The sequence below is a fragment of the Bradyrhizobium sp. Leo78 genome (genome assembly GCF_059512425.1).
The window spans coordinates 441,331-455,399 of record NZ_JCAMOT010000002.1 but is presented as its reverse complement, the minus strand read 5'-3'; the positions used below and the strand labels follow the sequence as shown (position 1 = coordinate 455,399).

The 14,069-nt window shown below is 64.1% G+C and carries 14 protein-coding genes; 13 read left to right on the top strand and 1 reads right to left on the bottom strand.

Going from position 1 to position 14,069, the window contains the following annotated elements:
- Positions 1-443 precede the first annotated feature (443 nt).
- Positions 444-1,445, bottom strand: coding sequence for an adenosine kinase (locus AC5ZG1_RS04605; protein WP_496132082.1), 1,002 nt, complete (start codon positions 1,443-1,445; stop codon positions 444-446).
- Positions 1,446-1,532: 87 nt separating this feature from the next.
- Between AC5ZG1_RS04605 and murJ the strand changes: the two genes are divergently transcribed.
- From murJ to lnt, 13 genes are all read left to right on the top strand, one after another.
- The gene (murJ, locus tag AC5ZG1_RS04600) at positions 1,533-3,074 is read left to right on the top strand and encodes a murein biosynthesis integral membrane protein MurJ (RefSeq protein ID WP_496132081.1); all 1,542 of its coding nucleotides are present in this window, start codon (positions 1,533-1,535) and stop codon (positions 3,072-3,074) included.
- A gap of 66 nt (positions 3,075-3,140) precedes the next feature.
- Positions 3,141-4,193 (top strand): tryptophan--tRNA ligase, encoded by a 1,053-nt coding sequence (gene trpS, locus AC5ZG1_RS04595; RefSeq protein ID WP_028168416.1) that lies wholly within the window; start codon positions 3,141-3,143, stop codon positions 4,191-4,193.
- A gap of 92 nt (positions 4,194-4,285) precedes the next feature.
- A complete protein-coding gene (locus tag AC5ZG1_RS04590; protein WP_028168417.1) occupies positions 4,286-4,780 on the top strand; it encodes a universal stress protein in 495 nt (164 codons plus the stop codon).
- Between the two features lie 116 nt (positions 4,781-4,896).
- A complete protein-coding gene (locus AC5ZG1_RS04585; RefSeq protein WP_028168418.1) occupies positions 4,897-5,466 on the top strand; it encodes a NifU family protein in 570 nt (189 codons plus the stop codon).
- Positions 5,467-5,549: 83 nt separating this feature from the next.
- Entirely contained in the window at positions 5,550-6,248 is a 699-nt protein-coding gene (gene tsaB, locus AC5ZG1_RS04580; RefSeq protein ID WP_496132080.1) for a tRNA (adenosine(37)-N6)-threonylcarbamoyltransferase complex dimerization subunit type 1 TsaB, read from the top strand.
- Positions 6,245-6,730, top strand: a complete 486-nt coding sequence (gene rimI / locus AC5ZG1_RS04575; protein ID WP_456644232.1) for a ribosomal protein S18-alanine N-acetyltransferase — start codon at positions 6,245-6,247, stop codon at positions 6,728-6,730. The genes tsaB and rimI overlap by 4 nt, the downstream gene beginning before the upstream one ends.
- 52 nt (positions 6,731-6,782) lie before the next feature.
- Positions 6,783-7,232: a Fur family transcriptional regulator gene (locus AC5ZG1_RS04570; RefSeq protein WP_456644231.1), complete on the top strand. Its 450-nt coding sequence runs from the start codon at positions 6,783-6,785 to the stop codon at positions 7,230-7,232.
- 6 nt (positions 7,233-7,238) lie between these two features.
- Entirely contained in the window at positions 7,239-7,916 is a 678-nt protein-coding gene (locus tag AC5ZG1_RS04565) for an HAD family hydrolase (protein ID WP_456644230.1), read from the top strand.
- 169 nt (positions 7,917-8,085) lie between these two features.
- Positions 8,086-9,486, top strand: a complete 1,401-nt coding sequence (miaB, locus tag AC5ZG1_RS04560) for a tRNA (N6-isopentenyl adenosine(37)-C2)-methylthiotransferase MiaB (protein WP_130227490.1) — start codon at positions 8,086-8,088, stop codon at positions 9,484-9,486.
- Between the two features lie 4 nt (positions 9,487-9,490).
- On the top strand, positions 9,491-10,546 hold the full coding sequence (locus AC5ZG1_RS04555; RefSeq protein ID WP_035692414.1) for a PhoH family protein: 1,056 nt from the start codon (positions 9,491-9,493) through the stop codon (positions 10,544-10,546).
- 86 nt (positions 10,547-10,632) lie between these two features.
- Complete coding sequence (gene ybeY, locus AC5ZG1_RS04550; RefSeq protein WP_130227491.1) at positions 10,633-11,139, top strand: rRNA maturation RNase YbeY; 507 nt, start codon at positions 10,633-10,635, stop codon at positions 11,137-11,139.
- Between the two features lies 1 nt (position 11,140).
- Positions 11,141-12,274 (top strand): hemolysin family protein, encoded by a 1,134-nt coding sequence (locus AC5ZG1_RS04545; RefSeq protein ID WP_165435334.1) that lies wholly within the window; start codon positions 11,141-11,143, stop codon positions 12,272-12,274.
- Complete coding sequence (gene lnt / locus AC5ZG1_RS04540; RefSeq protein WP_456644229.1) at positions 12,271-13,884, top strand: apolipoprotein N-acyltransferase; 1,614 nt, start codon at positions 12,271-12,273, stop codon at positions 13,882-13,884. Before AC5ZG1_RS04545 ends, lnt begins: the two co-directional genes overlap by 4 nt.
- The last annotated feature ends 185 nt before the right edge of the window (positions 13,885-14,069 follow it).

Below are 14,069 nucleotides of genomic sequence, written 5' to 3'. Positions count from 1 at the left end.
TGTGGTCCTACCCCCGTGCTTTTTGTTGCACGGGACCCACGGGTGCAACCTGCACCCGGCTTTCCCTGCGCCCTCTGTTCGATGAGAGGGTGGAACGAGATGCAAACCTCGGGCACATCATGCCGCGAGAATGCGGAAGCACGTTCTTTCCTCACACTCCACCGTCATGCCCCGCGAAGGCAGGGCATCCAGTATCCGGCGGCCTCTCGGCTCAAGCACGACCGCCTCTGGAATACTGGATCATCCGCCAGAGCCTGTCATCGGGCGGCCATTCGGCCGACCCGGTGGCGGACGACGACAGCGGAGAGCTGTTTGACAAATCAGGAAGCCTCCCGCGTCATTGCGAGCATAGCGAAGCAATCCATAGCGCCGCTTGTGGAGACGTGGATTGCTTCGCTGCGCTCGCAACGACGACGGAAAGAATCGTGACGAGCAATAGGGAGCTAAACCGGCAATCTGTTCTGCTGCGCCAACTCCTTCAACGACATCTGCGGGCGCGCGCCGATGTGCTGGATCACCTCTGCGGCTGCGAGCGCGCCGAGCCGACCGGCATTCTCATAGCCGGCATCGCGGACGAGGCCGAACATGAAGCCGGCGGCGAAGAGATCGCCCGCGCCGGTCGTATCCTCCAGCCGCTCGATCGGGAATGCCGGCACGGCGGTAACGCCGTCCTTCGCTGCCACCACGCAGCCTTTCTCGCTGCGGGTGACGACGCCGAGTTTCGCATCGACGCGGAACTGCTTCAGCGCGCTGTCGAAATCGGCGGTCTGGTACAACGAGCGCAGCTCGGCCTCATTGGCGAACACCAGATCGACCGTGCCTTTGCGCATCAATTCGAGGAATTCGTCGCGATAGCGATCGACGCAAAAGGAATCCGACAAGGTTAGCGCGACCTGGCGGCCTGCGGCATGCGCGATCGTTGCCGCCTTGACGAAGGCTTGCTTGGCGCTCGCGGGATCCCAGAGATAGCCTTCGAGATAGACGATGCGGGACGCCGCGATCTGCGCTTCATCGATATCGGCCGGTGTCAGATCTTGCGCGGCGCCGAGATAGGTGTTCATGGTGCGCTCGCCATCCGGCGTCACCAGGATATAGGAGCAGCCGGTGGCGGGGCCATCGGTGGCGGGCCTGGTCTCGAATGCGACGCCCGCGGCGCGGATGTCATGGGCATAGAGCCGGCCGATCTGATCGTCCTTGATCTTGCCGACATAGGCCGCACGGGCGCCGAAATTGGCGACGCCGACAATGGTATTGGCCGCCGAGCCCCCGGACATCTCGGTCGCTGGGCCCATGTCCTGGTAGATCGCGCCGGCGCGGGCCTCGTCGATCAGCGCCATGCTGCCCTTGGCCATGCCGTGACGACTGAGGAACGCCTCGTCGGTCCTCACCAGGACGTCGAAAATTGCGTTGCCGATCCCGAGAACGTCATATTTTGCGTCGGCCATTATCCATCCTTCGAGCGATTGAGAAGGCTGCGCCGTACCAGATCAACATGGCGCCAGCAAGCCAGGTGGCTGTTATATAGAAGTCATATGATCCGCTCTTTCCTCACCGTCTCCTCGGGAACGCTGGCCTCACGGCTGCTCGGCTTTGCCCGCGATTCCATCATCGCGGCGCTGCTGGGCGCCGGCGCGGTTGCCGATGCGTTCCTGGTTGCCTTTCAAATGGTCAATGTGGTCAGGCGGCTCCTGACCGAGGGCGCGCTGAACGCCGCGCTGATACCGGCGTGGCTCCGCTTGCGCGAGACCGAAGGCGCAGCGGCCGCCGCGGCCTTCGCCGGTCGCGTGCTCGGGACCATCAGCGCCGCGCTGATCGTGGCGTCGGTCCTGATCGGCTCGCTGATGCCGCTGGCGATCGCGGCGCTGGCGCCGGGATTTGTCGGCCGCGAGACGCTGGACCTTGCCGTCAACAATGCGCGGCTGATGCTGCCTTATCTTGCCTTCGCCGGACCCGTCACGGTCATGATGGGGCTCATGAACGCGCAAGCGCGCTTTGCGCTCACCGCATTCTCGCCGCTGCTGTTCAACATCGCGCTGATCGCGGTGATGGCCGTGCTGCTGACATGGCGGGGGGATGCCGCGCATGCCGCGATGGTCGTCGCGGCGACCGTCGGCCTTGCGGGACTTCTGCAATTGTCGATCCTCGTGCTGCGCGGCGGCCGCGCGGCAACGCCGCTCCGCATCTCCTTCGACAAGGACATGCGCGGCTTCCTCGGCAAGGCCTTCCCCGGGATGATCGCAAGCAGCGCGCCGCAATGGCTGATGGTGGCGGGCGCCGTGATCGCCTCCAAATCGCCGTCGGCGGTCTCCTGGCTTTATTTTGCCAACCGCCTGATCGAACTGCCGCTCGGGATCGTCGGCGTCGCCATGGGCACGGTGCTGATCCCGGAAATGACGCGCGCGCTGCACAGCGGTGACCGAACCGCCATCGCGCGCGTGGAATCGCGCGGCCTGGAATTGGCGGTCGGACTCGCTTTGCCGGCGACGCTTGGCCTCATCGTATTGAGCGCCCCGGTGGTGCGGATCCTGTTCGAGCACGGCGCGTTTGCCGCGCACGATGCCACGGCCACCGCGCATGCGCTGACCTGGCTTGCGCTCGGCCTGCCCGCGCATGTGCTGGTGAAAGCGCTGTCGCCGGCCTTCTTCGCCCGCGAGGATACCCGCACGCCACTCCTGGGCGCGCTGACCGCCATTGTGGTGGCGATCGTCGCCGCGTTCCTGCTCCGCCACTCTTTCGGCACGCGCGGCATTGCTGCCGGCATCACGCTGGGAGCCTGGAGCAACGCGCTCTATTTGATTCGGAAGGGGGGCGCGACATTCGGCTTCGCGATCGATACGGAGGCCCGCGATCGGCTCCCGCGCATCTGCCTGGCGGCGCTCGCCATGGGCGCGCTGCTGTGGCTTCTGCAGGAGTTCGCGCCGCTGGCCGCGGGATCGCGCGGGCCCGCGCAGGCCGTGCTGCTGTTCGTGGTGATTTTGGCCGCCATGGCGAGCTATGGCCTGTTCCTGAAGCTGTTCGGCGTGATCGGCTGGCGCGAGGCGGTCGCCGCGATCAGGCAAAACCGTGCCGCCTGACTTGCGCCGATAGCCCCAAAATGGCAAACGACCCCGCCGAAGCGGCATTTTCCGGGAATTGACACCATGGCGTTCGTGGAACGGGTTTTTTCAGGCGTCCAGCCGACGGGCAATCTGCACCTCGGCAATTACCTCGGCGCCATCGTCAACTTCGTCAAGCTGCAGGAGACGCACAATTGCATCTACTGCGTCGTCGACATGCACGCGATCACGCAGGGCGTTGATGTCTGGGGCGGCCCGGCGGAGCTGACGCGCAACACCCGCGAGGTGACGGCGGCGTTCATTGCGAGCGGCATCGACCCGAAGAAGCACATCGTCTTCAACCAGAGCCAGATCGCGGGCCATGCAGAGCTTGCCTGGATCTTCAACTGCGTCGCCCGCATCGGCTGGCTGAACCGGATGACCCAGTTCAAGGAGAAGGCCGGCAAGGATCGCGAGAACGCCTCCGTCGGTCTCTACGACTATCCGGTGCTGATGGCGGCCGACATCCTGCTCTATCGCGCGACCCACGTGCCTGTGGGTGAGGACCAGAAGCAGCATCTCGAGCTGTCACGCGACATCGCGCAGAAGTTCAACAACGACTTCGGCGACTCGATCCGCGGCCACGGCCTTGCCGACGGCCTGTTCTTCCCGCTGCCCGAGCCGCTGATCACGGGACCGGCGACGCGGGTGATGAGCCTGCGCGACGGCACGAAGAAGATGTCGAAGTCGGAACCCTCTGATAATTCGCGCATCAACCTCACCGACGATGCCGACACCATCGCGCAGAAGATCCGCAAGGCGAAGACCGATCCGGAGCCGTTGCCATCAGAGGAAAAGGGGCTGGAGGCCCGGCCCGAAGCCGACAATCTCGTCGGCATCTACGCAGCGCTCGCCGGCATCAGCAAGCAGGCCGTGCTGAAGGATTTCGGCGGCGGCCAGTTCTCCAGCTTCAAGAACGCGCTGGTGGACGTTTGCGTTGCGAAACTGTCGCCAATCGCGGCCGAAATGAAGCGGCTGGTCGCCGACCCCGGCCATGTCGATCAGATCCTGGTCGACGGCGCCAACCGCGCCCGCGTGATCGCCGATGAAACCATGCGCGCCGCGAAGGACGTCGTCGGCTTCATCCGGCAGCGATAGGCGATCAACATCGATTGCTCTCGCACCCTCTCCCAAAAGCCGAGGGGGTGTGGCAGCATAAGTCTGCTTGGCAATAATGCACCGGGACATGCATGACCACCCAGCGACGAAGCTACGAATCTGGTCACAAGCCGAAATGCCTTGTCATCGTTGACGACAGCGCCGAATGGGACCGCGCCGTCTACTACGCCAGCCGCTGGGCGATCCGGGTCGGCGGCGGCGTCGTGATGCTGCGCGTCATCGAGACCGAGGACCAGAACCAGCAATGGCTCGGGGTGGCCGACATCATGCGTGCCGAGGCCGAGGAAGCGGCAAACGAGGCGCTCGACCGCGCCGCCGGGCGCGCCAACGGGATTGCCGCGATCACGCCCGAGCGGGTGATTCGCGAGGGCGACCCAACCGAGCAGGTCCTCGACGTCATCGACAAGGACGAGGACATCTCGATCCTGGTGCTGGCGGCCAATCCGGGGCCGGAAGGCCCGGGTCCGATCATCACCACCATGGCCAAGATCATGGGCGAGTTCCCGATTCCCGTCACCATCGTGCCCGGCGGACTGACCGACGAAGAGATCGATTCGCTATCGTAACCCCTTGATCAATCGTCGGAACCGACGGTTCCCGCCTTGATCCGTGCGTTCGCCGTCGCCATCTGCTAAGGGAACCCCACGCGCCGGCCTTGAACCGGCGACGCCGGAGAAAACAAATGTTCATCCAGACCGAAGCTACCCCCAATCCCGCCACCCTGAAGTTCATTCCGGGCCGCACCGTGCTCGCGAGCGGCACCATGGAATTTGCGACACCTGAAGCCGCCGTCCGCTCCCCGCTCGCCGAACGGCTGTTCGCCGTGCCCGGCGTCACCGGCGTGTTCTATGGCTCCGACTTCGTCACCGTGACTAAGGCCGACGGCGACTGGCAGCATCTGAAGCCCGCAATCCTCGGCGCGATCATGGAGCACTACATGTCCGGCGCGCCGCTGCTCGCCGACGGCAGTGTCGATGGCGACGATTCGCTCGATGAGGAAGACGAGTTCTTCAATGACGAAGATGCCGACACCGTCGCGCAGATCAAGGACTTGATCGAGACGCGGGTGCGGCCTGCGGTCGCCAATGACGGCGGCGACATCACCTTCCGCGGCTTCAAGGATGGCGTCGTCTATCTCAACATGAAGGGCGCCTGCTCCGGCTGCCCGTCCTCGACCGCGACGCTGCAGCACGGCATCCAGAATCTGCTGCGGCACTTCGTCCCCGATGTGGTCGAAGTCCGCCCGATGTAAGGAGAGCGAATAGTGAGTGGCGAATGGCGAATAGGGATCGCGCCTGACCATCCATTCGCCATTCGCCAATTGCCATTCGCTCCATGATCATTCTCGCCATCGATACGGCGCTCGACGCCTGCTCTGCCGCCGTGCTCGACACCACCGCGAGCAAGCCGCTCGCGCTGGAATCGCAACCGATGAAGCGCGGGCATGCCGAAGCGCTGATGCCACTGATCGCGCGGGTGATGAAGCAGAGCGGCATCGCCTTCGTCGCGCTTGATCGCATTGCCGTCACCACCGGTCCCGGCAGCTTCACCGGACTGCGCGTCGGCCTGTCGGCGGCGCGCGGCATCGCGTTGGCCGCCAGCAAACCCGTCGTCGGTGTCACCACGCTGACCGCTTATGCCGCGCCTGTCGTCGCCGAGAACGGCGAGCATCCGATCATCTCCGCGATCGATGCGCGGCATGACCATGTCTATTTCCAGGTGGTGAACGGCGACGGCAGCCCGCTGGTCAAGCCGAAGGTGGCGCCGGTCGAGCAGGCGATCAAGGCCGCGCAGCTTGGCACACCGCATCTGGTCGGCAATGCCGCAAAAATCCTCGCCGACCGCTGGCCGGCGGAGACGGCGCCGCCGTTCAAGATCGATACCCAGGCCGCGCCCGACATCACCTGGGTCGCCTGGGTCGGCGCGGCCGTCAGCCCCGAAGCGGCGCCGGCGCGGCCGTTCTATCTGCGCGCGCCGGACGCAAAGCCGCCGGCCAATCCGCTGCTCGACATCGCGCAATCGACCGCGTCATGATGGCCTGGCTTTCCGAATGGCTCAGCCGCGGCACGCCGGCGGTCGAAGCCGCGACTGTGCGCGATGCACCGCGTTTGGCGCAGCTACATGGCGCCTCGTTTCATCGCGGCTGGGGCGAAGGCGAATTCGAGGCAATGCTCGCCGAGCGCAACACGCTGGTGCATCGGCTGCGGCTCGGGCGCAAGATCATCGGCTTTGCAGTATCGCGGATCGGAGCGGACGAAGCTGAAATCCTGTCGATCGCGATCGATTCCAGCCAGCGCGGCCGCGGCCTGTCGCGCAATTTGTTGCTGACGCATCTGGGCCATCTTGCTGGCCGTGGCGTGCGCACTGTTTTCCTCGAGGTGGAGGAAAATAACCAGCCGGCGCGACGGCTCTATGAACGGGCCGGGTTCGCCGTCGTCGGTCGCCGTGAACGCTATTACAAGCAGCCCGGTGGGGAACATTTGAATGCGCTTCTGATGCGCCGTGACTTGTCGTAACATGCGGGCAGTGGCAGAACAGTCCTGCCCTGCCCCTCCAGGCTGAAGAAACATGGCTCCGCTGAAAACCTCGTCTGCGATGAAGAACACCGGCATCGAGGCGCGCTGCGCCGCGACCGGCATGCGCATGACCGAGCAGCGCCGCGTCATCGCGCGCGTGCTGGCCGAATCCGTGGATCATCCTGACGTCGAGGAACTTTACCGGCGCTGCGTTGCGATCGACGACAAGATCTCGATCTCGACCGTCTACCGCACCGTAAAGCTGTTCGAGGACGCTGGCATCATCGAGCGCCACGACTTTCGCGAGGGCCGCGCGCGCTATGAGCAGATGCCCGACAGCCATCACGACCACCTGATCAATTTGCGCGACGGCAAGGTGATCGAATTCACGTCCGAAGAGATCGAGAAACTGCAGGCGGAGATCGCCCGCAAGCTCGGCTACAAGCTGGTCGACCACCGACTCGAACTGTATTGCATCCCGCTGGACGAAGATAAATCGTAGTCTGAATTGAATCCTGATCTCATCATCTTCGATTGCGACGGCGTCCTGGTTGACAGCGAAGTCATTTCGTGTCGCGCGCATGCCGAGGTCCTGACGCGTCACGGCTATCCGATCACGTCGGAACAGGTGTTCGATCGTTTCCTCGGTCGCTCGACACGACAGGCCAATCTCGAAATCGAGGCCGAACTCGGCCGCAGCCTTCCAGATGATTATCACACGCACTTGCAGGACGAGCTGTTCCGTTCCTTTGAGGCCGATCTGCAGGCGGTGCCGCACATTCACGCCGCGCTCGACCGGATCGCGCAGCCCGTTTGCGTGGCGTCCAGCGGCTCACCACAACGCATGCGCGTCAGCCTTGGTCGCACCGCCCTCTACGAACGATTTGCACCGAACATCTTTTCAGCCCTGCAGGTCAAGAACGGCAAGCCGGCGCCCGATCTCTTCCTGTTCGCGGCCGGGCAGATGAAGGTGGCGCCCGAACGCTGTCTCGTGGTCGAGGACAGCCTCCCCGGCATCACAGCCGCCCGCGCCGCCGGGATGGCGGTGCTCGGCTTCTGCGGCGGCAGCCATTGCAGGCCCGGCCATGCCGAGACGCTGCGCGCCGCCGGTGCCACAATGACCTTTGCGGACATGCGGGAACTGCCCGGGCTGATCGAAAACGGTGCAATCGTCGCCGCAACCTGAGCCATCATTCCGGGATTGTCCGAAGGACCAGACCCGGAATCTCGAGATTCCGGGTTCGATGCTGGCGCATTGCCCCGGAATGGCGGGCCCAAAAGCTGGATTTTGACGGCTTTAGGCTATATTTGAGCCCTGCGCCCCGATGCGCTCCTTTCCACCCCAAGCAGGTTCCATGACGCCGCCGCGCAAGCTGCACATCAAATCCTATGGCTGCCAGATGAATGTCTACGATGCGCAGCGCATGGTGGATACGCTGGCCGGCGAGGGTTTTGTCGAGACGGCAAACGCCGACGAAGCGGATCTGGTGATCCTCAACACCTGCCATATCCGCGAGAAGGCCTCGGAAAAGGTCTATTCCGAGCTCGGGCGGCTGCGCGTGATGAAGGACGACGCCGCGCGCCAGGGGCGCGACGTGAAAATTGCGGTCGCAGGCTGCGTTGCGCAAGCCGAAGGCGAGGAGATCATTCGCCGCGCGCCGACCGTCGACGTCGTGGTCGGTCCCCAGAGCTACCACCATCTGCCGCAACTGCTGAAGCAGGCGAAAGCGGAAGGCCGCGCGCTGGAGACCGAATTCCCGGTCGAGGACAAGTTCGGATTCTTGGCCCCGCCGAAGCCCGACGCGATCCGCTCGCGCGGCATTTCAGCTTTCGTCACCGTGCAGGAAGGCTGCGACAAGTTCTGCACCTTCTGCGTCGTGCCTTACACGCGTGGCGCAGAAGTCTCGCGTCCCGTGACGAGGATCATCGAGGATGTGGCGCGGCTTGCCGATAACGGCGTGCGCGAGATCACCCTGATCGGGCAGAACGTCAACGCCTATCACGGCGAAGGGCCGGATGGACGAAGCTGGCCGCTCGGCAAGTTGCTTGAGCGGCTTGCCGCCATCCCCGGCGTGCTGCGCCTGCGCTATTCGACCAGCCATCCGCGCGATGTCGAGGACAGTCTGATCGAGGCGCATCGTGACCTGCCGGCGCTGATGCCGTTCGTGCACCTGCCGGTACAGTCCGGTTCGGACCGAATCTTGGCAGCCATGAACCGCAAACATACCGCCGATGATTACCGCCGCGTCATCGACCGATTTCGTGCGGTACGCCAAGACATTGCTTTTTCTTCGGATTTCATTGTCGGCTTCCCCGGCGAAAGTAGGGAAGATTTTTCTGCGACCCTCGCGCTTGTCATGCAAATAGGGTACGCTGCGGCTTATTCGTTCAAATATTCGCCGCGGCCCGGCACGCCGGCGGCGGACATGCAGGAGATGGTGCCAGCGGCGGAAATGGACGAGCGATTGGAGCGCCTCCAGAACTTGATCGACAGCCAGCAATCGGCCTTCAACAAGGCTGCGATCGGCACCACGGTCGATGTGCTGTTCGAACGCGCCGGGCGCAATCCCGGCCAGATCGTCGGCCGTACTGCCTATCTGCAGCCCGCGCACGTGATGGCATCATCGGACATCGTCGGGAAAGTCCTGCCGGTCAGGATCGACAGCCTTGAGCGCTACAGCCTGCTCGGCGAGCTGGCCCCGCGTCATGCGCGGCCTCAGTCATCCGCTCTTTCGCAGACGACCATTGGAGCCTGAACCCTTGCCAAAAAGCGCATCGGATTCACCATCGCTTGCTCCCAGCCGCAAACCTGACCGCGACATGCCGATCCCTCCAGAGACCCAGGTCGTCATCGACTTCGACGACAACCGCGCCGCATCCGCGCTGGTCGGCCCTTATGGACAGAATCTGGCGCAGGTCGAACGCCGGCTCGGCGTCGTCGTTGACTCCCGCGGCAACCAGATCACCATCGCCGGTTCCCGCGACGGCTGCGACGCCGCACGACGCGTACTGGAGACGCTTTATGGCCAGGCAACGCAAGGGCATGATCTTTCGCAAGGCGACGTCGAAGGCGCGATCCGCGCCGTGATCGCGCAGGGCTCGCTGTTCGAGTTCGACGCCAAGACCGCAAAGCCCTCGTTCGAGACCATCAACTTACGCAAGCGCCCGGTGCGGGCACGCACCGCCGCGCAGGATTCCTACATCCGCGCGCTGAAGCGGCACGAGCTGGTGTTCGGCGTCGGGCCTGCCGGTACCGGCAAGACCTGGCTTGCGGTCGCCTATGCCGCGCAATTGTTCGAGCGCAAGGAAGTCGATCGCATCATCCTGTCGCGGCCCGCGGTGGAGGCCGGCGAACGGCTCGGCTTTCTGCCTGGCGATCTTCGCGAGAAGGTCGACCCCTATCTGCGGCCGATCTATGACGCGCTCTATGACCTGATGGATGCGCGCGTCGTCGAGCGCGCACTGCAGGGCGGCGAGATCGAGATCGCGCCGCTTGCCTTCATGCGCGGCCGCACGCTGACCAATGCCGTCATCATCCTGGATGAAGCGCAAAACACCACCTCGATGCAGATGAAGATGTTCCTGACGCGGCTCGGCGAGAACAGCCGCATGATCGTCACCGGCGACCCCTCGCAGGTCGACTTGCCACACGGCCAGGCCTCCGGGCTGGCAGAGGCAGTGAGCCTGCTGGAAGGCGTCGAGGGCATCGCGCAGGTGCGCTTCACCGCGGAGGACGTGATCCGTCACGAATTGGTGGCACGGATCGTCGCCGCCTATGAGGGATTGCCACAACGGCAAGTCGCCGCCAAATCTTGATGTCATGAGCCGGCCTCACGGACCTGCCGCAAGCGGGTTCCGGCCGCAACCACAACGCCTAGAAACAACAACTTTTTGGAACGACAGTGTCTTCCGCCTTCCCCGCTACCGAGGTTCTGGTCACAGCCGATTGCTGGCAGACCGAGCCTGATACTGAAGCGGTGATCCATCGCGCCATCGAGGCCGCCGCCGAAATCACCGAGGCCGACGTCGGCGAGGCCGAACTGGCAGTGATGCTGACGGATGATTCCGGAATTCGGACGCTGAACAACAATTGGCGCGGCATCGACAAGCCGACCAACGTGCTGTCGTTCCCGGCGTTGCAGCCAAAGGGCGCTCAGGGGCTGGACGATGCCCCGCGCATGCTCGGCGATATTGCGATCGCCTATGAGACGACGCGCAGGGAGGCGGACGAGGAGCAGAAGCCGTTCGACCATCATTTAAGCCACCTCGCGGTGCACGGTTTCCTGCATCTGATCGGCTACGACCACGAAAACGACGACGACGCCGAGCAAATGGAAAATCTCGAGCGCGAAATCCTCGCGCAGCTCGGCATTCCCGATCCGTATGCGGACCGGGAGCGGATGGACTGAAATGGCGGACTCCGAACCTACCCACGACAATCCGCGCGATGTGCGCAACCTGCCGGCCGTGGTGCCGGAGGAGGCACAACGTCCCGCAGCGGAGAGCTGGCTGCTGCGCGCGATCCGCACCTTGTTCGGCTGGAAGGCAGGATCGGTTCGCGACGACCTGCAGGTGGTGCTCGACGCGTCAACGCCCGATGACGTGAACTTTTCCGCCGTCGAGCGCACCATGCTGCGCAACATCCTCAATCTGCATGAGCGGCGTATCGCCGACGTGATGGTGCATCGCGCCGACATCGTCGCCGTGAAGCGCGACATCCCGCTCGGCGAATTGATGAGCCTGTTCGAAAGCGCCGCGCATTCGCGCCTCGTGGTCTACAACGAAACCCTCGATGATCCCGAGGGCATGGTGCACATCCGAGACCTGCTTGCGTTCATGACCGCAAGAGCGCGCGTCAGCGACGCCGGCAAGACGCGGCGCAAGAAGCCGCTGCCCGCCGGCCTCGACCTGCGCGCGGTCGATCTCGCGCTGCCGCTTCATGAAGCCAGCATCATCCGGAAACTTCTTTATGTGCCGCCGTCGATGCGCGCGATCGACCTCTTGGTGCAGATGCAGGCCACGCGTATTCACCTGGCGCTGGTGGTCGACGAATATGGCGGCACCGACGGATTGGTGACGATCGAGGACCTCGTTGAGGAAATCGTCGGCGAGATCGACGACGAGCACGACAGCGATGAGCCGCCGTCGATCGTTCGCCAGCCGGATAACTCGTTCATTGCCGACGCGCGGGCGAGCCTCGATGATGTCCGCTCGGTGATCGGCGAAGACTTCGTCACGGGCGAAGCCGGCGAGGAAGTCGAGACGCTCGGCGGCTATCTGGTGTCGTTTGTCGGCCGCGTGCCGGTCCGCGGCGAATTGATTTCCGGGCCCGGCAATTTCGAGGTCGAAGTGCTCGACGCCGATCCGCGACGGGTGAAGCGCGTGCGGATCGCAACCCGCAAGGAACGCAACGTCCCGCGCAAGGAGCGCGAGAGCCGTCGCCGCAGCGAGGCCGCGCCCGATGCCAGCCCTCAGGCCGATGCCAGCCCGCAGGCCAACGACACCGCGCCTCCGCCCTCCGGCGACGGAGCCGCTCCGCAGTGAGGGTTTCCGATCAACTCCGCGCGGCCGGGCTTTCGATCATCCTGACCTGGGGATGGAAGCGCGCCGTCATCGCACTCCTCGCCGGCGCCCTATCCTCGCTCGCGATGGCGCCGTTCAACGCCTGGCCGATCCTGTTCCTGACCTTCCCGGTCGCGGTCTGGCTGATTGACGGCGCAGGCGCCGGAAAGTGGCGCGGCATCCCGGCGGCGGCAATCTCCGGCTATTGGTTCGGGCTCGGCTACTTCGTGCCGGGGCTTTACTGGATCGGCTATGCCTTCCTGGTCGATGCGCAGACCTTCGCCTGGCTGTTGCCGTTTGCGATACTGGGCCTGCCGGCCTATCTGGCACTGTTTCCCGCGCTCGGCTTTGCGCTGGCGCGCCTGCTCTGGACTCCCGACGGCTTCCGCGTGCTGGCGCTGGCAGCGAGCCTGACCATCGCCGAATGGCTGCGCGGTCATGTGCTATCAGGATTTCCCTGGAACGCCTTCGGCTATGCGCTGTCAGAACCACTGGCGCTGGCGCAGACCGCGTCGCTGATCGGGCTCTGGGGCATGACGTTCCTCAGCCTCGCAATCTTCGCAAGCCCGGCCGTCTTGATCGATGGCAAATCATCCAACCGAAAGCTGTGGCGGGTGCCGGTCATAGCGCTGGTCGTTCTCGCGGCCATGCTGGTTTTCGGCGCGGTGCGGCTGTCGCGGCTGCCGACCACCATGGTCGCCAACGTCAAGCTGCGCATCATGCAGCCCAACCTGCAGCAGGACGTCAAATTCAACTACGCCGCCAAAGCGGAGGTGATGAAGAAATATCTGACGCTGTCCGATCGCGCTTCCGGCCCGCAATCCACTGGTGTGCGCGATGCCAGCATCCTGATCTGGCCAGAATCGGCGTTTCCGTTTTTCCTGACGCGCGAGGCCGACGCGATGGCACAGATCGCCGAGCTCCTGCCCCAAGGCACCGTGCTGATCACCGGCTCGGTGCGCGCCCCGGATCTGCCGCCAGGCGTGCGCATCACGCGCGCCTATAATTCGATCTATGTGATCGACCACGACGGCAGCGTGCTGTCGGTTTACGACAAGCTGCACCTGGTGCCGTTCGGCGAATATCTGCCATTTCAGGACCTGATGGAAAAGCTCGGCTTCGTGCAGCTCACCAAGGTCCATGGCGGATTCATCGCCGGCCAGCGGCGTCGCGCGCTTGACATCCCGAATGCGCCGCGCGCACTGCCGCTGATCTGCTACGAGGCGATTTTCCCTGATGACATTGACATCCACGACGACCGGCCGGGCTGGATCATCAACGTCACCAATGACGGCTGGTTTGGAATCTCGACCGGCCCCTACCAGCATCTACAGCAGGCGCGGCTGCGCGCGATCGAGGAGGGCCTGCCCGTTGTTCGCGCAGCGAACACCGGCATCTCCGCGGTCATCGATCCGGCGGGACGGATTGTCGCAGAACTTGGCCTTGGCATCGAAGGCGTGCTCGATGCCAGATTACCGGCTGCCATCCCGCCGACGCTATATGCACGTTTCAATGACATTCCCGCGGCGATCATTCTGTTCGTCGCATTGTTGCTTGTGGTCGCACGGCGTGTTGCCCGGCGCAATTCTTGACGCCTGCGGGCTCTCGATGGTTGCTTGCGCAATGAAAAATTCCGCTGGTGTGATTCCACCAGTTGACAGAACCACCGCGTCATTCGCATTCTATCCTTGCAAGCCGAAACTGAAATCCTGCCAGCACAGTAGCTCAAATTGTCCGCATTCGTCCTCGATCCTCCCGCAGGATTTTGACGATACCG

What these genes read in the sequence shown, in the direction of transcription:
- tsaB (WP_496132080.1), top strand. Translation starts at nt 5,550, where the DNA reads ATGATCATTCTCGCCATCGATACGGCGCTCGACGCCTGCTCTGCCGCC.
- AC5ZG1_RS04570 (WP_456644231.1), top strand. Translation starts at nt 6,783, where the DNA reads ATGGCTCCGCTGAAAACCTCGTCTGCGATGAAGAACACCGGCATCGAG.
- AC5ZG1_RS04605 (WP_496132082.1), bottom strand. Translation starts at nt 1,445, where the DNA reads ATGGCCGACGCAAAATATGACGTTCTCGGGATCGGCAACGCAATTTTC.
- AC5ZG1_RS04545 (WP_165435334.1), top strand. Translation starts at nt 11,141, where the DNA reads ATGGCGGACTCCGAACCTACCCACGACAATCCGCGCGATGTGCGCAAC.
- rimI (WP_456644232.1), top strand. Translation starts at nt 6,245, where the DNA reads ATGATGGCCTGGCTTTCCGAATGGCTCAGCCGCGGCACGCCGGCGGTC.
- murJ (WP_496132081.1), top strand. Translation starts at nt 1,533, where the DNA reads ATGATCCGCTCTTTCCTCACCGTCTCCTCGGGAACGCTGGCCTCACGG.
- trpS (WP_028168416.1), top strand. Translation starts at nt 3,141, where the DNA reads ATGGCGTTCGTGGAACGGGTTTTTTCAGGCGTCCAGCCGACGGGCAAT.
- miaB (WP_130227490.1), top strand. Translation starts at nt 8,086, where the DNA reads ATGACGCCGCCGCGCAAGCTGCACATCAAATCCTATGGCTGCCAGATG.
- AC5ZG1_RS04585 (WP_028168418.1), top strand. Translation starts at nt 4,897, where the DNA reads ATGTTCATCCAGACCGAAGCTACCCCCAATCCCGCCACCCTGAAGTTC.
- AC5ZG1_RS04590 (WP_028168417.1), top strand. Translation starts at nt 4,286, where the DNA reads ATGACCACCCAGCGACGAAGCTACGAATCTGGTCACAAGCCGAAATGC.